Origin of the sequence: Paraburkholderia sp. RL18-101-BIB-B, from assembly GCF_046026985.1 — a bacterium.
GTDB lineage: Bacteria > Pseudomonadota > Gammaproteobacteria > Burkholderiales > Burkholderiaceae > Paraburkholderia.
Genome location: NZ_JARESV010000026.1, coordinates 1 through 19,235, shown reverse-complemented (window position 1 = coordinate 19,235; position 19,235 = coordinate 1). Strand labels below are relative to the sequence as shown.

The window sequence follows — 19,235 nt, the reverse complement described above, 5'->3', positions numbered from 1 at the left end:
ATACGACGACCGCCGGCCGATAGTAGGCCGGCCGCGCCGGGTACACCACACAGCCGGCGAGCATGGCCGCCAGCAGAATCATCACGAACGTTTTCATAGCAGTCTGCCTGGTTGGGGGACGCGGCGCGCCGAACAACGTCGAGCGTCGCAGCGCTTCCCGGTCATGCCCAATGGCCTTCCACCCAGCGCCAGTTGGGGCCACGCGCCACCCAGTGCCCCGGCACCCAGCGATGCCCGACGCGCACCGCCTGCCAGTGGCCGCCCACCCAGACATAACGGCCTTCGGCCCAACGCCAGTGGCCGGGATCCCATGCGTAACCGGCACGCGGCGCCGGCATCACTTCGACGCGCGGCGGCGGCGGCGCCATCGGCGCGACGATCACCGCCTGCGCGAAGGCCGGCGCGGCGGTCAGCGTGGCGGCGCAGGTCAGCGCGGCAGCCAGCATGGAGGTGAGCAAGCGAAGCGGTTTGGTCGATGTCATGTTGGTTTCTCCCATAAGAGCCGAAGCCGGAAAAAGCGGCGCCGTTTCCTGTTGAACGCAGCAGCGGAAAAAATCCGTCGCCACGGGCGTGTGAAAAATTCAAAAGGAAAGAAGGATGCGGGAAAAACCGCGATGTAACGCGAGGCGCAGGGTCGCAGCCATTGCCGCGCGCCCACGCTGCGTCAGCGGAACGACAGGAAAGGTTACGCAAATAAATAAAAACCGAGGGCTTCGGTAAGGTTCGCGCCTCGAAATCTTAATTATCGAATGGTCCAATGCGCGCAGTTCGTCGCGGCAAGACCACTAGCACTAGCTGTATTTCTAGCGATATCCCCAGCGATCATCCACACGTATTCCGATGGAAACGCTGAACGGCGAAGTCGAATCTGGAGCCCTGTCAAATGTTCCGTAGAACCCTCCTACCCATCCCGTTCGCGGCGCTGCTTGCGCTCGCAGCTTGCGGGAACAACAACGTGAACACGCCCGCACCGGTGGTATCGGCTCAGGACGCCGTGGCCACGGCCACGCCGATCAAGCACGTCGTGGTGATTTTCGGCGAGAACGTTTCGTTCGACCACTACTTCGGGACCTACCCGAGCGCAGCCAACCCGACCGGCGAGCCGCAATTCGTGGCAGCCGCGGGCACGCCGACGGTCAACAACCTCATCAGCAACAACCTGATCGCGGTCAACCCGAACGCCCTGGCCACCTCGCCGAACACGGCGGGCCGCACGGTCGGCAGCGTGGCGATCGCGGGCCTGGGCCTGCCGGCAACCGATCTGGTGCCGTTCCGCCTGGACCGTTCGCAAGCCAATACGTCGAGCCAGAACCACGCCTACGCGGCCGAAGAGCTCGCCTATGACAACGGCGCGATGGACGCGTTCCCGCTGTTTACGGCCGCCACCTCGACGATCGCCGGCAGCACCGGCGCGTTCGCCACGAAGGGCCAGGTGCTCGGCTACTTCGACGGCAACACGGTCACGGCCATGTGGAACTACGCGCAGAACTTCGCGATGAACGAGAACGCGTACACGGACACGTACGGTCCGTCGACGCCGGGCGCGATCGAAGTGGTCTCCGGCCAGAACAACGGCGCGGTCGTCACGGGCGGCACCTCGCCCAACGCGATTCCGGACTCCACGGGCGGCTTCACGATGATCGGCGACCTCGACCCGACCGGCGACGTCTGCACGATCGCGGCGAACAGCCCGCCGACGGCGGTGATGTCGTCGAAGAACAAGAACATCGGCGACCTGCTCAACGCGAAGGGCCTGACGTGGGGCGGTTTCATGGGCGGCTTCAATCTGCAGACCGTCAACCCGAACGGCACGGTCGGCTGCGCGCGCTCGACCTTCTCGCAAGTGCTGAACGCGACCAAGGCCGACTACGTACAGCATCACGCGTGGTTCCAGTATTACGCGAGCACGGCCAACCTGGCGCATACGCGTCCGACGTCGACGGCGCTGATCGGCGCGACCGATCCGCTCGACAACACGGCAACGCCGGTGCACCACCAGTACGACACCGACGACTTCTTCGCCGCGGTGAAGGCGGGCAACTATCCGTCCGTCAACTTCCTGAAGGCGCCGGCGATCAGCGACGGCCACCCGGGCAATTCGGATCCGATCGACGAACAGGCGTTCGTCACGAAGGTGATCAACTTCCTGCAACAGCAGCCTGACTGGAAGAACACCGCCGTGATCATCGCCTACGACGATTCGGACGGCTGGTACGACCACCGCTTCAAGGCGCCGACGAGCGCATCGTTCGATTCGACCACGCCGCAATCCGCGGGCGGCAAGACGGTGGCGGGCAGCGACAACCTGAGCGGCGTGGGTCAGTGCACGGCAGCGGGCGCGGTGCAGCCGCAAGGCGTGAACGGCGGCGCGGTGAACGGCCGTTGCGGCCCGGGTACGCGTACGCCGTTTATCGTGGTGTCGCCGTGGGCGAAGGTCAACTTCGTCGACGATACGCCGATCACCCAGGCCTCCGTGGTGCGCTTCATCGAAGACAACTGGCTGGGCGGGCAACGCCTGGGCGGTGGTTCGTTCGACGCGACGGCGGGCAGCATCATGAACATGTTCAACTTCTCGGGTTCCGGCAACAATCCGACGCTGTTCCTGGATCAGAGCCTGGGTACGAAGCTGGCAGCCGCGCCGGCGAGCTGATCCGCGAACGTGCCGAGCGCTTTCCTCTTCCGCTTGCCGGTGAGTGATGCACGTGCCCCATGCGTGCCTCACGCCGCGCGGCAGCGTGTCGTGAAAAGCGTCACGCACCATAAGCCGTAGTTGGGCGTCGAGCCAGTGCAAACGTGCTGGCTCGATTTTGCTTTTTGTCGAACTAGCTGTCATCACCGTCATGAACCCTCCTTCAGACGCCGCCCTGCCTTCGCATCTGCCGGCCGGCGGCGAGCCCGGCCCCGTGATTACCCGCCGCTCGTGGCTCAGGCTGCTCGCGTGGAGCGCGGCCGGTATCGTGCTCGCGTTCATCGTCTACTGCGCGTACGCGCTCGTGTACCCGGAGCGCACGCCGTCCGCGGTCGGCGAGATCGTCGAGGAAATCACCGGCGCGAATCCGCATCCGGTCACGTTGCTGCGTCCGCCGAGCGCGCCGCTGAGCGCGGTGGCGCTGCTCGGCAAACAGATTTTCTTCGACCAGAGTTTGTCGGCGTCGGGCACCCAGTCGTGTGCGTCGTGTCACTCGCCGCAGCATTCGTATGGGCCGGACAACGCGTTCCCGGTGCAACTCGGCGGCGCGCATATGAACCAGGCGGGTTATCGTCCGCCGCCTTCGCTCACGTATCTGTACCGTCAGGCGCCGTTCAGCATCGGCCCGGATCAGGGCGACACCGACGTGCCGGTGGATATGACGCAACTGGCGACGCAAGCTGCCGGCGTGCAGCGCGCGCAAAAGACGGCGCTCGCCGCGCCCGCCGCTCCGGCAATGGTGCCGCAAGGCGGATTGTTCTGGGACGGCCGTGTCGATACTTTGCAGGACCAGGCCCTCGGACCGCTGACCAATCCGGTGGAAATGGCCAACGCAACACCGCAGGATGTCGCTCACAAGCTGCTGGCGACCAAGTACCTGGATCAATTCAAGCAGATCTTCGGACCCGGCATCGTCACCAATCCGAGCCTGTTGATTTCCGAGGCGATGTTCGCCGTCGGGCGATATCAGATCGAGGATCCGTCGTTCCATGCTTTCAGCAGCAAGTATGACTACTGGCTCGAAGGCAAGGCGCGTTTGACGCATGCCGAGCTGCACGGCTTGCAGTTGTTCAACGACAAGGACAAGGCGAACTGCGCCGGCTGCCATTTGAGCCAGCCGAGCAAGGACGGCTTGCCGCCGGTGTTCACCGACACGCAATACGAAGCGCTCGGCGTGCCGCGCAACCCGGCGATTCCGGTCAACAAGGATCCGAAGTTCTTCGATATGGGCGTGTGCGGACCGTTCCGCGACGACCTCGCCAGACAGACGCAGTATTGCGGCATGTTCCTCACGCCGACGCTGCGCAATGCGGCTGAACGCAAGGTGTTTTTCCATAACGGCGTGTATCACGATCTGAAGCAGGTGATGGACTTTTACAACCTGCGCAATACGTCGCCGGAGAAAATCTATCCGCGCGATGCGTCGGGCAAGGTGCAGAAGTACAACGATCTGCCGGCTCAGTACCATGCCAACGTGGACGTGGCCGACGCACCGTTCGATCGTAAGTTCGGCGATCAACCGGCGATGAGCGATCAGGATATTCAGGACATCATCGCGTTCATGAAGACGCTGAGCGACGGGTACAAGGAGTAACGTTGCGAGCCAGGTGCAAAGGCCGCTCACGCGGCCCTTGCACTGCGGGGAGCGAGCCGGTGAGGTATCCTTGCCGGTTCCGCGAACTTTATCCGTACCCTGCCCGATGGCCGATTTCCCCTTCGACGCCGTACTCTTTGACTGCGACGGCGTACTCGTCGACTCCGAACCCATCACCAACCGCGTGCTCACCGAGATGCTCGGCGAGCTGGGCTGGCACTTGAGCGTCGAAGAGACGATGCGCATTTTCGTGGGCAAAGCCGTCCGGGACGAAGCCGCGCTGATCGAAGCGCGCACCGGCGTCGCGATCACGACAGACTGGCTCATGCAGTTTCGCGAGCGGCGCAATGCGGCGCTGGACCTCGAACTCGTTGCGATTCCCGGCGCGCCGGATGCGGTGCGCGCGCTTCATGCGGCGCTGAATGGGCGCATCGCGGTCGCGTCGGGCGCGGATCGCATCAAGGTGGAGATGCAACTGGCCAAGGCAGGGATTCTCGACTGCTTCGAAGGACGCATCTTCAGCGGCCACGAAATGCCCCGCAGCAAACCCTTTCCCGACGTCTACCTGGCCGCGGCCGCGGCGCTCGGTGTGGATCCGCGCCGTTGCGCGGTGATCGAAGACACGGTGACAGGCGCGACCGCGGGCGTTGCCGCGGGCGCCACCGTGTTCGGCTACTGCCCGATCGAACTCGGCCATAGCAGCGCGACTGCCTTGCATGGCGCGGGTGCCACACATGTGTTCAGGGACATGGGCGCGTTGCCCGCCTTGCTGGCGGGATGGCGCGACGTATCGCACTGACTACGGCGCTGAATATCGCATTGTCGACGGCGCAGAACACCGCGCGGACTGCCACGCCCGCTACAGCGCTTATTCGAAGGCCGGATCGATCGGCACGCGGTATCCCACTGCCAGCCGATTCGTCTCGTTGGCCATGCCCACGACCGCGAGCAGTTCGCCGAACATCTCGTCGGTCATGCCGGCGCGGCGCGCTGCCGCCGTGTGACTCGCCACGCAGTAGCCGCAATTGTTCGTCACGCTCACCGCGACGTAGAGCAGTTCCTTGATGAGCGGATCGAGCGCGCCGGGCGCCATCACGTCCTTCAGACTGTCCCATGTGCGCGCGAGGGTCGGCGGATGCTGGGCGATGTACTTCCAGAAGTTGTTGACGTCGTCGACCTGACGGGTCTGCTTGATATCGTCGTACACGGCTTTGACTTCCGGCGACGCCGCGGAATATTCGATGGCTTTGAGCTGGCTCATGCGTTCTCCTTTCCTTGCTGACGAGATTCAACGAACCCTGCGCTCCATGCGCACGGTTCACGGTAGCGGTCTATTGTGACGTGATTTTCAGCGAGCTTCATGACTGCATGACACGCGGACGCATGTCGGCGAATTGCCGACATCGCCTTGCAGCCAGTTGGCCGATCTCCATCACAGTTGCTCGGGAAACGCCGGAGAAGCACGCGGCACGGCGCTTTGCCGCCGATGGCATGGTGTGTGCAATCAACAGGCATGAGTGCGGCATTTCTCCGCTCTCCTCGATCCACCTTGATTCACTCACTCCGCAGGAGATCCACCATGAAAAACCTCGTCCTCAAAGACCTGGCCCGCATCGACGAACTCGACCGCACGGCATCGCTATCGATTCGCGGCGGCATTGCCTACCTGACACGTGAAGCGCCTTCCGGTTGTGGCGGCGCGGAACAGCCCGCGCTCATTCGACGCGGCTGGGATGCATTTCCGCCGGTTCATCTCGGTTGTGGACCGGTGTACTTCCCGTTCGACAAACTGCCTTCGCACTCGGAACCGAAGGTGGTGCCGCTATAGTGTGCCGGCAAGGCCCGATGTAAACGGTGCGGCTTGTCCGCGCCACGGCGTGGCGGTTGCGCAAGCCTGAACGCTACCGCCACGCCGTCTGTCCGTCTTTCGCGCTACTCCGTCTTTCGCGCTACTGCTCCTTGTCGTGTTGCCGCAGCACGGGGCCGCTTGCGCTGTCTTCCACCAGCCAGCCTGCCGCCGCCAACGCGTCACGCAAACGGTCTGCTTCGGTCCATTGCTTCGCGGCGCGTGCTTGCGCGCGTTCGTTAGCGAGCGACGCAATATCCGCCGGAATCTCGGCCGCATCATCTTCTTGCCAGTCGGCGAGGCGCAATCCCAGCACCGTATCGAAGCGATCGACGGTAGCCCTTCGCGTCGCCGCCGGCAGATCGCTTCTGACCACGTCCCACAGCACCGCGAGCGCGCGCGGCAAGTTCAGATCCTGATCGACCTCCGCCTTGAAGCGCGCCACGCTCGGCGCGTCCGGCGTGCCGCCTTGCGGCCATTGCACATAGGTTCTACGCAAGCGGTCCAACGCGGCTTGTGCCGCATCCAGCGCGGCCTCACTGAAGCGCAGGCTGCTGCGGTAGTGCGCGCTAAGGCATAAATAGCGATACGCGAGCGGATCGTTGCCGCGCTCGATCAGCGTCTGCAAATGCACGAAGTCGCCGCCCGACTTCGACATCTTGCCGGCGTCCAGCAACAGAAAATGGCCGTGCATCCAGAAGTTGGCGAGGCGCGTGCTGTGGCGCGCCTGGGTTTGCGCAATCTCGTTGCTGTGATGCACGGGGATGTGGTCTTCGCCGCCGCAATGAATGTCGAACCACGGGCTCAGATACTTCGCCGACATCGCCGAGCACTCGATATGCCAGCCGGGAAAACCGCGGCCCCACGGACTGTCCCATTCCATTTGCCGCGTGGCGCCGGACGGACTGAATTTCCACAGCGCGAAGTCGGTCGCACGCTGCTTCTCACCGGGCGCAACGCGCTTGCCCGCTTGCAGGCCCGCCACATCGAGACGCGCCAGATAGCCGTAGTCGTCCTGCCTGCTGGTGTCGAAATAGACGCCGTCGGCCGTGCGGTAGGTGTAGCCGTTGTGCTCGAGCTCGACGATGAAGTCGATCTGCTCCGCAATGTGATCCGTCGCGCGGCACCAGAGAGCGGGCTCCAGCAGGTTGAGCGCGCGCCAGTCGTTCATGAACGCCGCCGTGTACCGCTCGGCAATCGCCCACGCCGATTCGCCGGTGCGCCGGCTGCCCTTCTCCATCTTGTCTTCGCCTTCGTCGGCATCGGACACCAGATGGCCGACGTCGGTAATGTTCACCACGTGCCGCACGTTGTATCCGTTCAACACCAGCGCGCGCCGCAGCACGTCTTCGAACACATAGGTCCGAAGATTGCCGATATGCGCGTGGTCGTATACCGTCGGGCCGCAGCAATACAGGCCGACCTGATCCGCGTGAATCGGCGTGAATTCGCGCACGACGCGCGACCAGGTGTCGTAGAGGCGAAGCGGCATGTCATGTCTCCAGGCGCTGGGTGTGCAAAAGCAAAAAGGCCACCGGTCGTGTGACGGGTGGCCTCAGGGATGCGGACGTATGCAGATCGAACGCTAGACGCAAGCTCCCCTCGGCAGGCTGTGACAGCATGCGCGCAAAGAATGCGGACGGGAAAGGTTAGAAGCGGTCATGGAAACGATCCTAACGCGGGTTCGCCGGTTCGGTCAATCGCCGACGCACTTTAGTGCAGGCCACGCGCTTGCGGTCGACGCACGAAAAAAGCCCCGCAAGACTCTCGCCTTGCGGGGCTTCGTTTCGAACGAATGGTCGTTCGTCTAGCGCGACATCATGTGCATGCTGACGTTGTGCATGACCCACAACGTGCCGCCGATCACGATGACGGCGGTCAGCAGCGTGAAGGCAAATGCCATCACATTCCAGCGCTGCTCCGACGACGTATTCAGATGCAGGAAGAAAATCAGGTGCACGACGATCTGCACGAGCGCGAGGCCCGCGATCGCGAGCAACGCGTTCTCGCCCGTCAACGTGCCGGTCATGACGAGGCCGAAAGCGGCGACGGTCAGAACGACGGAGAGAATGAAGCCCGTCGTATAGCTGCCGATGCTGCCGTGACTTTCACCTGCGTGGGCGTTATGGCTATGGTCCATTTAGATCACGCTCGCGAGATAGACAAAGGTGAAGACGCCGATCCACACGACGTCCAGAAAGTGCCAGAAAAGGCTCAGGCACGTCAGGCGAATCATGTCGCGTTCGGTCAGGTCGCGATGGCTGATCACCTGAATGGCGAGCACCACCATCCAGATCAGGCCGCACGTGACGTGCAGACCGTGCGTGCCGACCAGCGTGAAGAACGACGACAGGAACGCGCTACGGCTCGGGCCGGCGCCTTCGGCGATCAGGTGCGAGAACTCGCGCAGTTCCAGCACGAGAAATGCGAGACCGAGCAGGAAGGTCACGCCGAGCCAGAACAGCAGCACGCCCTTCTTCTTCTTGTGCGCGCCGAGCATCGCGAAGCCGTACGTGATGCTGCTCAGGAGCAGCATCGTCGTTTCGAGCGCGACGCCTGGAATCTCGAACAGATCCTTGCCGCTCGGGCCGCCCGCGAACTGATGGCCCATCACCGCGAACACGGCGAACAGCGCCGCGAAGATGATGCAGTCGGTCATCAGATACAGCCAGAAGCCGAACACCGATTGCGATGGTACGTGGTCCGCGTCGTGATGCGAGCCGGCGTCAATAGTCCTGGTTATCATCAATCCACCTCCAACGCGACCTGCGCACCAACGCCGGAGCGTTTCTCTTCAATCTCCGCGACCGTGGCGGCCGGGATGTAATAGCCTTCGTTCTTCTGGAAGCTGTAGACGATCACGGTGCCGACCGCGCCGACCAGGCCGACGATTGCCAGCCACCAGATGTGCCAGACTGCGGCGAAACCGAGCACCAGTGAGAACACACCGGCGATCACACCCGCGGACGTATTCGACGGCATGTGAATGTCGCGATACACAGGCTTCGCTTGCGTGCCCTTGCGCGACTTCATGTCGGAGAACGCGTCGAGCTTGTGCACCGTCGGGATGATCGCGAAGTTGTACACCGGCGGCGGCGAGCTGATTGCCCATTCCAGCGTGTGGCCGTCCCACGGATCGCCCGTGACGTCGCGATTTTGCGGCAGATTGCGATCGCGAATGCTGACGATGATCTGCGCCACCTGGAGCGCGATACCGATAGCGATGAGCGCCGCACCGCCTGCGGCCAGGATCAGCCACGGGTGCCACAGCGGGTTGTCATAGTGGTTGATACGGCGCGTCATGCCCATAAAGCCCAGCACGTACAGCGGCGTGAATGCCACCCAGAAACCGATCTGCCAGAACCAGAACGATGCTTTGCCCAGCTTTTCGTTCAGCTTGAAACCGAACGCCTTCGGGAACCAGTAGTTGAAGCCGGCCAGATAACCGAACAGCACGCCACCGATGATCACGTTGTGGAAGTGAGCAATCAGGAACAGGCTGTTGTGCAGCACGAAGTCCGCGCCCGGAATCGCCATCATCACGCCGGTCATGCCGCCGATCGTGAAAGTAATCATGAACCCGATGGTCCACAGGATCGGCGGGGTAAATGTCAGGCGGCCCTTGTAGATCGTGAACAGCCAGTTGAACACCTTCACGCCGGTCGGAATCGCGATCACCATCGTGGCGATACCGAAGAATGCATTGACGTCAGCGCCCGAACCCATCGTGAAGAAGTGATGCAGCCACACGAGGAACGACAGCACCATGATCGCGCAGGTCGCCCACACCATCGTCTTGTAGCCGAACAGCGGCTTCTTGGCGAAGGTCGCCACGACTTCCGAGAAGATACCGAACGCCGGCAGGATCAGGATGTACACCTCGGGGTGACCCCATGCCCAGATCAGGTTCAGGTACATCATGGCGTTACCGCCGCCATCGTTCGTGAAGAAGTGCATGCCGAGATAGCGGTCCAGACCCAGCAGCGCGAGCGTCACGGTCAGGATCGGGAACGACGCCATGATCAGCACGTTGGTGCAAAGCGCCGTCCACGTGAACACCGGCATCTTCATGAACGTCATGCCCGGCGCGCGCATCTTCACGATGGTCGCGAAGAAGTTCACGCCAGTCAGCAAGGTGCCGATACCGGAGAGCTGCAAGCTCCACAGGTAATAGTCGACCCCGACACCCGGACTAAACTGCAATTCGGAGAGCGGCGGATAAGCCAGCCAGCCGGTCTGCGCGAATTCACCGATCACCAGCGAGATGTTGATCAGGATCGCGCTGACCGCCGTCATCCAGAAGGAGAGCGAGTTGATGAACGGGAACGCGACGTCGCGTGCGCCAATTTGCAGCGGCACGATGATGTTCATCAGGCCGATCATGAACGCCATCGCCATGAAGAAAATCATGATGACGCCGTGCGCCGTAAACACCTGGTCGTAGTGATGCGGCGGCAGGTAGCCCGGGTTCGCGTAAGCGAGCGCCTGCTGCAGACGCATCATGATCGCGTCCGCGAAGCCGCGGAACAGCATGATCAGCGCAACGACGATGTACATCACGCCCAGCTTCTTGTGGTCCACCGACGTGAGCCATTCGGTCCACAGATAGCGCCACTTGCCGAAATAGGTGATCAGACCCAGGACCGTCGCACCGCCGAGGGCGATCATCACGGCCGTGACCATGATGATCGGCTCGTGGTACGGAATCGAGTCTAGTGAGAGTTTGCCGAACATGTGTTACCCCTTGCCCTTTGGCGCACAGTTGGCGTCCTTCATGTTGTCGAGGACGTTACCGTTGTTGTATCGGGCAATGATGTTGTGAAAGAGCTTCGGATCGACGCTCGAGAAGTAGCGCACCGGCTCCTTCTCGGTCGGCGCGGATACCGTGTGATAACGGTCCATGCTGAGGTTGTCCGACGAAGCGCGCACTTTCGCAACCCATGCGTTGAACTCTTCAGGCGAAGTGGCGAGCGCGCGGAACTTCATGTCCGAAAAGCCCTTGCCGCTGAAATTCGCCGAGGCGCCCGCGTAGTTGCCGGCTTCATCCGCGATCAGATGCAGGCGCGTTTGCATGCCCGCCATCGCGTAGATCTGGCCGCCGAGTTGCGGGATGAAGAACGAGTTCATCACCGTGTCCGACGTGATCGTGAAGTTCACCGGCGTGCCGACTGGGAACGCGAGCTGGTTCACCGACGCAATGCCGAGGTCCGGATAGATGAACAGCCATTTCCAGTCGAGCGCGACGACTTCGACGTTGATCGGCTTGACCTGCGACTCGAGTGGCTTGTACGGATCGAGTTCGTGCGTGGTCTTCCACGTCAACACGGCGAGGAACAGAATGATCAGCGTCGGAATCGTCCAGATGGCGATTTCGATACCGGTCGAATGCACCCAGCCCGGACGATAGTCGGCGCTCCTGTTCGACGCGCGGTAACGCCACGCGAACAGCAGCGTGAGCGCGATAACCGGCACGACCACGATCAGCATGGCCCAGGTGGACGTGGCAATGAGCTCACGTTCCGCCAGACCCACACTCCCCTTCGGATTCAGAATATCGAGGTTGCTGCAACCCGAGAGCAACAACACGAGGCTGCCGGAAAGGAAACTAAGCGACCCTCGTAGAGTCTTTCCTTTCATATCCATTGCCTCTTCTTTACGTCTTCCACGAACGTCATTCGACCGCTCTCCAATAGTAAGCGCTCGCATAATAGGGGGACGTTCGGCCGTAATAAACACTCGATTTAGCAACGATCTATTGCGTCGCAGCACCGTGCGACACGTTGCCGCATGGCTGCGCGCAGGTGGGCGTCTGCAGTGCCCTCTTGCCGAGTATTGAAATGCCGGCGAAACGCGAAAACCCCTTTAAACAAGCGCGAAAACGCGACGCGGCCTAACTGGCCACGCCGCGTGTCATGCGTGCAAAGAGACTTGATCCATAAGGAAAAAAGCGCGTTGACGAGGCAACATTCGCGAGGCGAATGCTGCGGCTGCGCCGCAGCTCGTTCAATCAGCCTGGCGAGCGGGTGGTCGCGGCTGCCGGTGCGGGCACTGCGGCTTGCAGATGCTCTCCGCCATCAGCCGGCGCGCCGTCCGAAGGATGCGCCGAGCGCTCCGATTGAGCCAGCAGCGTGCCGACCGAAGGATCGATCGCATCGGTGAACGGTTTTGGATTGATGCCGATGGCGAGCACCAGCAGCGCCATCGCGCCGAGCAGCACGAACTCGCGCTTGCCGAGATCCTTGAGGTTCGCCACACGAGCGTTGGCGATCGCGCCGAAGATCACGCGCTTGTACATCCACAGCGTGTAAGCCGCGCTCAGGATCAGCGTGGTGGCCGCCATCGCGCCGATCCAGAAGTTGAAGCGGATCGCGCCCATCAACACCATGAATTCGCCGACGAAACCCGAAGTGCCCGGCAAGCCGATGTTGGCCATGGAAAACAGCATCACGAAAGCGGCGAAGCGCGGCATGGTGTTGGCCACACCGCCGTACTCGGCGATCGACGCGGTCTTGGTGCGGTCGTAGAGCATGCCCGTGCACAGCAGCATCGCGCCCGACACCACGCCGTACGACAGCATCTGCACGATCGCGCCGGCCTGGCCGATGCGGTTGAACACAAACAGGCCGAGCGTGACGAGGCCCATGTGCGCGACCGTCGAATACGCGAGCAGGCGGCGCATATCGGTCTGCACGAGCGCGAGCAGGCTTGCATAGATCACCGCGACCAGCGAGAGCGTGATCATCATCGGCGCGAAGAAGTGGCTGGCCTGCGGCGCGATCGGCAAGGCGAAACGCAGCAGACCATAGCCGCCCAGCTTCAGCATGCCGATCATCACGGCGGCGCCCGTCGGACCGTCGAGGTGGACGTCCGGCAGCCACGTGTGCAGCGGCCACATCGGCACCTTCACGCCGAAGGCGGCGAGGAAACCGAGGAAGATCAGAACCTGCGGCCACGTGCCGAGGCGCGTCTCACGCCACAGCGCGAGGTCGAAGCTGTGCGTCTGGCTGTACAGATACAGCATCGACATCAGCATCATCAGCGAGCCGAGGAACGACACGAAGAAGAACTTCACCGCGGCGTACGAGCGGTTCGACTGGCCCCACGTGCCGATCAACAGATACAGCGGAATCAGCGTCGCCTCGAACGAGATGAAGAACAGCATGCCGTCGAGCGATGTGAACACGCCCTGCATGAAACCCGACAGCATCAGGAACGCGCCGAAGTACTGCGCGGTCCGCTCGGTGATCGACTCCCACGAGGCGACCACGATGATGATCGTGGTGAGCGCGGTCAGCGCGACGAGCCACAGCGAAATCCCGTCCACGCCCACATGCCAGGCGATATCGAACGTGGGCGACCAGCGCACGTTCTCGACGAACTGCATCGACGTGACGTCGTTGCGGAAATTCGACACCAGCGGAATCACCGGCAGGAAACCCGCAATCGCGCCGATCAGCGCGAGCCACCGGGTGCGACTACGTGCCGCGTCGGATCCGGCACGCAAAACCACCACGCCGGCGATAATAGGGATCCAGATTAGAAGGCTAAGAAGAGGCAATGGCATGTGCTCTATCGAAAACTTTAAGTACAAAACGCCACATCAACGCCTTCAAAATGGAAAGCATTGAAATGGATATGTAGGCTGGATTTCGCTGAAATTGACGTGCAATCGGGGTTGACCGCTACACGTTTACCCGCAGTCGAATGACCAAGGGTGGGAGATTACCAAGATAAGAATACTTTTGCAGCGCAACAACGCTGCAAAGCAACTGGCAATGTATTGTTGCGGCGCCGGCCCTTGCGAAATGGATAAAAATGTGCAGATGCACAAACTGACCGACCTGGTTTCGCAGGGGCAAATTTTGCGCGAAAAAGCGTGCAATTGGCAGTCAGTTAGGAACTCTTGCACGGATGCCCAGGCGCGCAATTCAAACTGGGATAGAACGTGCCGACGCATGACGCGGTGCGCGCGCGAATTTCGAGCGTCCGGAGAAAAATTTGCTTACCCGCGAGCAGAAAATTTTTTTGATCCCGCGCTCTAAATAATCCGGCGCGCGGCGCTCAAAAGTGGGAGCGCAGTTGATCAGCCGTTCATTTTTCGGCCCGGCCCGATCACGTGCGCCAAGCTTCTGCGTGCCTTACGGAAGCCGAATATACTTCGGCGATTCACGGCCGATGTTCGTGCATGAGTGCGCCGCTTTTTCGTCTGCGTTTCGCCTGCCCGGACGCCGCCCTCACCGGCCACACTTTTCGGAAACCGCATGCTTCGTGACGAAGGCGTCGTTCCCGCGCTCGAGTGCCGCGGGCTCAGCAAGACCTACGGCGCAGGCCGCATCGTACTGGCGCAACTGGACTTCACACTCGAACCGGGTGAGTTCGTCGCGATCATGGGCGATTCCGGTGTCGGCAAATCGACGCTGCTCAATCTGGTGGCCGGCCTCGACAGCGCGGATAGTGGCGACGTGATCATCGACGGCAGCGCCGTTTCGCGTCTGGACGACAACGCGGCGACGCGCCTGCGCAGGCAGAAACTCGGCTTTGTCTTCCAGGCGTTTCACGTGCTGCCGCATCTGACGCTTGCGCAGAATGTGGCGCTGCCGTTGCTGCTCAACGAACTGCCCACCGCAGCCGCGCTCGACATGCTCGCGGCGGTCGGGCTGGGCGGACGCGGCGACGATTTTCCGCGCCAACTCTCGGGCGGCGAATTGCAGCGGGTTGCGATTGCGCGAGCGCTCGTGCATCGCCCGAAACTGCTTCTCGCCGACGAACCCACCGGCAACCTCGATCCCGATACCGCGCACGAGGTGCTCGGCCTGTTCCGCGCGCAAAGCAAGGCAACCGGCGCGGCCACGATCATGGTGACGCACTCGGAAGCCGCCGCGGCCGTTGCCGACCGCATCCTGATTCTGAGCGACGGCGGCCTGCATGCTGCGCCCGGCGCAGCCGGGCCTTTCGGCTCCCGTACCCGCGCGCCTTCCGCCGATGATGTCCGCTGATTCCCGTCCTCTGCTGCGCTTGCGAGGACACCGAGTTCTCGCGCGCTGGCTGCTGGGCGCCGAATGGCGTAGTCATCGCGGACGTGCCCTGGTCGCAATCGCAACGATCGCGCTGGGCGTCGCGCTCGGTTACGCCGTGCAGTTGATCAACAGCGCGGCGTTCAATGAATTCTCCGCGGCGGCCCGCAGTCTGTCGGGCGAGGCCGATCTCCAGGTACGCGGTGCGCAACCTTCAGTCGACGAAACCATCTATCCGCTGCTCGCCAACGAACCCGGTGTTGCGCTGGCCAGTCCGGTGCTCGCACTCGACGTCACTGTGCCCGACCGGAGCGCGGCACTGCCGGTGCTCGGCATCGACGCGTTCAAGGCAAGCCGTATTGCGCCGGACCTGATCGGCGTGCCGTCGCCGGATAGGCCGTTCGATACGCTCGCGTCAGACACCGTGTTTCTCTCGACGGCGGCCCAGCAATGGCTCAATGTGAAAGTGGGCGACGAGGTGGCGCTGCGCAGCGGCACCTCGATCGTGCGTTTGCGCGTGGCCGGTGGCATCGTGAGAACACGGCCGGGTCAGCGGCTCGCCGTCATGGATATCGCCGCGGCGCAGTGGAAGTTCGGCAAGGTGGGCAAGCTGTCGCGCGTCGACGTGCAGCTCGAACGCGGCGTCGACCGGGAGCGCTTCAGGCGCGAGCTGCAAGCGCGGCTCGGCAGCCAGTGGGTCATTGCCGAAACGCGTGACGCCGAGAGCCGCACCGATCGTCTCTCCCGCGCCTATCGGATCAATATGAATGTGCTCGCGCTGGTGGCGTTGTTCACCGGCGCGTTTCTGGTGTTTTCGACCCAGGCGCTGAGCGTCGTGCGACGCCGCGCGCAGTTCGCCATGCTGCGTGTGCTCGGGCTGACGCGTGGTCAGTTGCTGCGGCAGATCCTGATGGAGGGCGCATTGCTGGGTCTGCTCGGCTCGCTCGCTGGGCTCGCGCTCGGCTACGCGATGGCGAGCGGCGCCCTGCATTTTTTCGGCAGCGATCTGGGCGGCGGCTACTTTCCCGGCGTGCAACCGCAAGTCGGCTTCGAACCGCTCGCGACCGCGTTGTTTCTGACGCTTGGGCTCGCCGTGGCGGTATTGGGTAGTCTCGCCCCTGCACTGGAGGCGGCGCGTGCCCGGCCCGCCACGGCGCTCAAGGCAGGCGCCGAAGAAGGCGCGTTGGCGCGGCTCGCCACACCGTGGCCCGCCTTGCTATGCCTGCTGGCCGCTGCCGTGCTCACGCAGTTGCCGCCGATGTTCGACGCGCCGATCGGCGGCTATCTGGCCGTCGCATTGCTGCTGGTCGGCGGGATTGCGCTGATGCCCCGCGTAACCGCGCTCATCTTCGGCGCGGCAAGCCGTGCTTTCGCAGCGCGAAGCCGCGCCGGCGCAGCCGGTACGCTGGCGCTGGCGCGGCTGGCGAACGCGCCGGGGCATGCGTCGATCGCCATGGGCGGCGTGTTGTCGAGCTTTGCGCTGATCGTCGCGATGGCCATCATGGTGGCGAGCTTCCGGGTATCCGTCGAAGACTGGCTGGTTCATCTGCTCTCCGCCGATCTCTATGTCCGCGTAGCGCCGAACGGCGACACAGGCGGTTTGCGGTTGGACGAACAGAGCCGGCTCGCGGCCGTGCCAGGCATCAGAACAGCCGCATTTGCCCGCACTTCGCATCTGACGCTCGCCCCTGCGCGGCCTGACATCGCTGTGCTCGCGCGCGAGATCGACGCGGCCGATCCGGGCGCGAATCTGCAGATGACCGGAGCCGTGCTGTCGCCTGCTGAGCTTCACGCAGGTGAAACACCTGTTTGGGTATCCGAAGCAATGGTCGATCTATATGGATACAAATTGGGTCAGCGTGTTCGATTGCCGCTTGGTGAACGCGACCATATGTTCGTGGTGGCCGGCGTATGGCGCGATTACGTGCGGCAGACCGGCGCCATTCAGATACGGCTCGCCGATTACCGGCGCTTGACCCGCGACACGAGTGCAACCGATGTGGCCGTCACCGTTCAGCCGGGGACGAGCGTCGAGCAGGTAGCCACGGGGCTGCGCGCACTGCCCTTCGGGGCATCGCTGGATTTGTCGCTACCAGGTGAAATCCGTGCGCGCACGCTGGTGATTTTCGATCGCAGCTTTGCGGTCACCTATCTTCTCGAAGCGGTCGCTATCGTGATCGGCTTGTTCGGCGTGGCGGCGACCTTCTCCGCGCAGACACTCGCGCGCTCGCGTGAGTTCGGCATGCTGCGGCACGTCGGCGTGACGCGCTCGCAGGTGTTCGCCGTCCTCGCGCTCGAAGGCGGCATGCTCACCGCGTGCGGCATTGCAATGGGCTTCGTGCTCGGGTTCGCGATCAGTCTGATTCTGGTGTTCGTCGTCAATCCGCAGTCATTTCATTGGAGTATGTCGCTGCACGTGCCGTGGATGGCGCTCGCCACCGTCGCGTTGGTGATGCTCGCTTCGTCGTGTTCGACGGCGGTGATCGCGGGACGCGGCGCAGTGTCGGTGGATGCGGTGCGCGCCGTGAAGGAGGATTGGTGATGCGGGCTTTGTCGCGCGAGTTGGCACGAGGGGTTATGCGGGCGGGGGCGGCGCGCTTTGAACTCGCTGGCGACGGAAGTTGGCTCGTCTTGCGGCGGCGCGAGCTGCGGATGGCGCTCGTGGGTTTGGGCGGGACCATGGGGCAAGGGACACTGATCGCGCGTGAGCTGTCATTGGTGTCGCGCTTCGATTTGGCCGCTAACGGCGGGTATTGCGCCGCTTTGCAACGACGTGGGTTGCGGATCATGAGCGCGGTTTTGAGCGAGAGTATGCTCGGCTACGCATCGATCGCACGCGAGTTGTCATGGATGAGATCGTGCTTCGATCTGACCTCTGGCAGCAGGTATTGCTTCGCTCTGCAACGACATGCGCCGCAGATCACGGGCGTGGCTTCGAGCGGAACTGTGCCCGGCTACACCTCGATTACGCGCGAGCTGTCATGCGAGCCGCCGGCTAAGTCCGCTCGTGTGGCTAATCGGCGCATAGGTCTGCGTATTCGCGGCTTGCTGTCTATCTGGATGCTGACTGTGTCGACCGCGTTCGCCGCGGCGCCTGAATTTGCGGCGGTCACGCCCGATCACGCTATCGCCCTGCCGCAGGACAGCGGCGCACACGCGGCTTTTCGCACCGAGTGGTGGTACGCGACGGGTTGGCTCACTACGCCGGACAATCAGCCGCTCGGTTTTCAAATCACATTCTTCCGCTCGGCAACCGGCCATGATGCCGCTGACCCAAGCGCTTTCGCGCCTTCGCAATTGATCATTGCCCATGCCGCGTTAAGCGATCCCGCGCTCGGCCATCTTGCCCACGATCAACGCATTGGCCGTCAGGGCTTTGGCCTCGCCTATGCGAAGCCGGCCAACACCGACGTCAAACTCGACGCGTGGAAAATGACCCGGGCACCTGACGGTCACTACGACGTCACTGTCGACGCGACCGGCTTCTCGCTGCATCTCAAGTTGACGCCGACGCAGGCACCTTTGATTCAGGGCGAACGCGGCTATTCACGCAAAGGTCCACGGCCAGAGCAGGCGAGTTATTACTACAGCGAGCCTCAATTGCGCGTGACTGGTGGCGTGGTTCGGCCGGTCGCCGCGGGCGGCCCGTCGCATGGCGAGACTGCCGTAACGGGGATGGCGTGGCTCGATCACGAGTGGTCGAGCACGCTGCTCGACGCCAATGCTGTGGGATGGGATTGGCTGGGCGCCAATCTCACCGACGGCTCTGCGCTGATGGCATTCAAGGTACGAAGTCACGATGGACACGCCGTGTGGGCGCATGCGGCATTTCGCAAACCCGACGGCGAGGTAACGACATTCGGTCCCGATCAGGTCGACTTTACGCCGCTTCGCACTTGGCTCTCGCCGCGCACGAACACGTCCTATCCCGTTTCGATGACAGTCAAAACCGGTACGCTGACGTGGAAACTCGATCCGCTGATGGACGATCAAGAACTCGATTCGCGGCAATCGACAGGCGCGGTGTACTGGGAAGGCGCGGTGCGGGTGAGCCGCGAAGGCGTGGATGTCGGACGGGCCTATCTGGAATTG

The 19,235-nt window shown here is 62.8% G+C and carries 15 protein-coding genes; 7 read left to right on the top strand and 8 right to left on the bottom strand.

The genetic code is table 11. The annotated features are described in order from the left end of the window. Nucleotides 1-161: 161 nt before the first annotated feature. The gene (locus P0D73_RS29110) at nt 162-482 is read right to left on the bottom strand and encodes a hypothetical protein (protein WP_408179127.1); all 321 of its coding nucleotides are present in this window, start codon (nt 480-482) and stop codon (nt 162-164) included. A 401-nt stretch (nt 483-883) separates the two neighbouring features. Between P0D73_RS29110 and P0D73_RS29105 the strand changes: the two genes are divergently transcribed. The 3 genes from P0D73_RS29105 (at nt 884) to P0D73_RS29095 (ending at nt 5,082) form a co-directional block, all read left to right on the top strand. Next, a complete protein-coding gene (locus P0D73_RS29105) occupies nt 884-2,650 on the top strand; it encodes a phospholipase C (RefSeq protein WP_408433940.1) in 1,767 nt (588 codons plus the stop codon). Between the two features lie 190 nt (nt 2,651-2,840). Next, a complete protein-coding gene (locus tag P0D73_RS29100) occupies nt 2,841-4,283 on the top strand; it encodes a cytochrome-c peroxidase (RefSeq protein ID WP_408433937.1) in 1,443 nt (480 codons plus the stop codon). A gap of 106 nt (nt 4,284-4,389) precedes the next feature. Beyond that, the gene (locus P0D73_RS29095) at nt 4,390-5,082 is read left to right on the top strand and encodes an HAD family hydrolase (protein ID WP_408433934.1); all 693 of its coding nucleotides are present in this window, start codon (nt 4,390-4,392) and stop codon (nt 5,080-5,082) included. 69 nt (nt 5,083-5,151) lie between these two features. On the opposite strand, the gene P0D73_RS29090 is transcribed toward P0D73_RS29095, so the two are convergent. Further along, nucleotides 5,152-5,544, bottom strand: a complete 393-nt coding sequence (locus tag P0D73_RS29090; protein ID WP_054038650.1) for a carboxymuconolactone decarboxylase family protein — start codon at nt 5,542-5,544, stop codon at nt 5,152-5,154. Nucleotides 5,545-5,862: 318 nt separating this feature from the next. On the opposite strand from P0D73_RS29090, the gene P0D73_RS29085 reads away from it, so the two are divergent. Then, complete coding sequence (locus P0D73_RS29085; protein WP_132377062.1) at nt 5,863-6,111, top strand: hypothetical protein; 249 nt, start codon at nt 5,863-5,865, stop codon at nt 6,109-6,111. A 121-nt stretch (nt 6,112-6,232) separates the two neighbouring features. Here P0D73_RS29085 and cysS read toward each other — a convergent pair whose 3' ends face one another. From cysS to P0D73_RS29055, 6 genes are all read right to left on the bottom strand, one after another. After that, nucleotides 6,233-7,621 (bottom strand): cysteine--tRNA ligase, encoded by a 1,389-nt coding sequence (gene cysS, locus P0D73_RS29080; RefSeq protein WP_408433931.1) that lies wholly within the window; start codon nt 7,619-7,621, stop codon nt 6,233-6,235. Nucleotides 7,622-7,936: 315 nt separating this feature from the next. Further along, complete coding sequence (gene cyoD, locus P0D73_RS29075; protein ID WP_012426887.1) at nt 7,937-8,269, bottom strand: cytochrome o ubiquinol oxidase subunit IV; 333 nt, start codon at nt 8,267-8,269, stop codon at nt 7,937-7,939. Then, complete coding sequence (gene cyoC / locus P0D73_RS29070; RefSeq protein WP_408288519.1) at nt 8,270-8,875, bottom strand: cytochrome o ubiquinol oxidase subunit III; 606 nt, start codon at nt 8,873-8,875, stop codon at nt 8,270-8,272. Next, on the bottom strand, nt 8,875-10,863 hold the full coding sequence (gene cyoB, locus P0D73_RS29065; protein ID WP_408179120.1) for a cytochrome o ubiquinol oxidase subunit I: 1,989 nt from the start codon (nt 10,861-10,863) through the stop codon (nt 8,875-8,877). Before cyoB ends, cyoC begins: the two co-directional genes overlap by 1 nt. Nucleotides 10,864-10,866: 3 nt before the next feature. Then, the gene (gene cyoA, locus P0D73_RS29060) at nt 10,867-11,766 is read right to left on the bottom strand and encodes a ubiquinol oxidase subunit II (protein WP_132377057.1); all 900 of its coding nucleotides are present in this window, start codon (nt 11,764-11,766) and stop codon (nt 10,867-10,869) included. Between the two features lie 370 nt (nt 11,767-12,136). Continuing rightward, nucleotides 12,137-13,693 (bottom strand): NADH-quinone oxidoreductase subunit M, encoded by a 1,557-nt coding sequence (locus tag P0D73_RS29055; protein ID WP_408179118.1) that lies wholly within the window; start codon nt 13,691-13,693, stop codon nt 12,137-12,139. Nucleotides 13,694-14,390: 697 nt separating this feature from the next. On the opposite strand from P0D73_RS29055, the gene P0D73_RS29050 reads away from it, so the two are divergent. From P0D73_RS29050 to P0D73_RS29040, 3 genes are all read left to right on the top strand, one after another. Then, complete coding sequence (locus tag P0D73_RS29050) at nt 14,391-15,125, top strand: ABC transporter ATP-binding protein (protein WP_342960590.1); 735 nt, start codon at nt 14,391-14,393, stop codon at nt 15,123-15,125. Beyond that, nucleotides 15,112-17,685, top strand: coding sequence for an FtsX-like permease family protein (locus tag P0D73_RS29045; protein ID WP_408288505.1), 2,574 nt, complete (start codon nt 15,112-15,114; stop codon nt 17,683-17,685). The genes P0D73_RS29050 and P0D73_RS29045 overlap by 14 nt, the downstream gene beginning before the upstream one ends. Nucleotides 17,686-18,203: 518 nt before the next feature. Beyond that, a partial coding sequence (locus P0D73_RS29040; RefSeq protein ID WP_408434058.1) for a lipocalin-like domain-containing protein occupies nt 18,204-19,235 on the top strand: 1,032 nt, incomplete at its 3' end.

Coding starts and splice junctions, on each gene's coding strand:
- P0D73_RS29055 (WP_408179118.1), bottom strand. CDS start 13,693: ATGCCATTGCCTCTTCTTAGCCTTCTAATCTGGATCCCTATTATCGCC.
- cyoD (WP_012426887.1), bottom strand. CDS start 8,269: ATGGACCATAGCCATAACGCCCACGCAGGTGAAAGTCACGGCAGCATC.
- P0D73_RS29100 (WP_408433937.1), top strand. CDS start 2,841: ATGAACCCTCCTTCAGACGCCGCCCTGCCTTCGCATCTGCCGGCCGGC.
- cyoA (WP_132377057.1), bottom strand. CDS start 11,766: ATGAAAGGAAAGACTCTACGAGGGTCGCTTAGTTTCCTTTCCGGCAGC.
- P0D73_RS29050 (WP_342960590.1), top strand. CDS start 14,391: ATGCTTCGTGACGAAGGCGTCGTTCCCGCGCTCGAGTGCCGCGGGCTC.
- cysS (WP_408433931.1), bottom strand. CDS start 7,621: ATGCCGCTTCGCCTCTACGACACCTGGTCGCGCGTCGTGCGCGAATTC.
- P0D73_RS29110 (WP_408179127.1), bottom strand. CDS start 482: ATGACATCGACCAAACCGCTTCGCTTGCTCACCTCCATGCTGGCTGCC.
- P0D73_RS29105 (WP_408433940.1), top strand. CDS start 884: ATGTTCCGTAGAACCCTCCTACCCATCCCGTTCGCGGCGCTGCTTGCG.
- P0D73_RS29090 (WP_054038650.1), bottom strand. CDS start 5,544: ATGAGCCAGCTCAAAGCCATCGAATATTCCGCGGCGTCGCCGGAAGTC.
- P0D73_RS29085 (WP_132377062.1), top strand. CDS start 5,863: ATGAAAAACCTCGTCCTCAAAGACCTGGCCCGCATCGACGAACTCGAC.
- cyoB (WP_408179120.1), bottom strand. CDS start 10,863: ATGTTCGGCAAACTCTCACTAGACTCGATTCCGTACCACGAGCCGATC.
- P0D73_RS29045 (WP_408288505.1), top strand. CDS start 15,112: ATGATGTCCGCTGATTCCCGTCCTCTGCTGCGCTTGCGAGGACACCGA.
- P0D73_RS29095 (WP_408433934.1), top strand. CDS start 4,390: ATGGCCGATTTCCCCTTCGACGCCGTACTCTTTGACTGCGACGGCGTA.
- cyoC (WP_408288519.1), bottom strand. CDS start 8,875: ATGATAACCAGGACTATTGACGCCGGCTCGCATCACGACGCGGACCAC.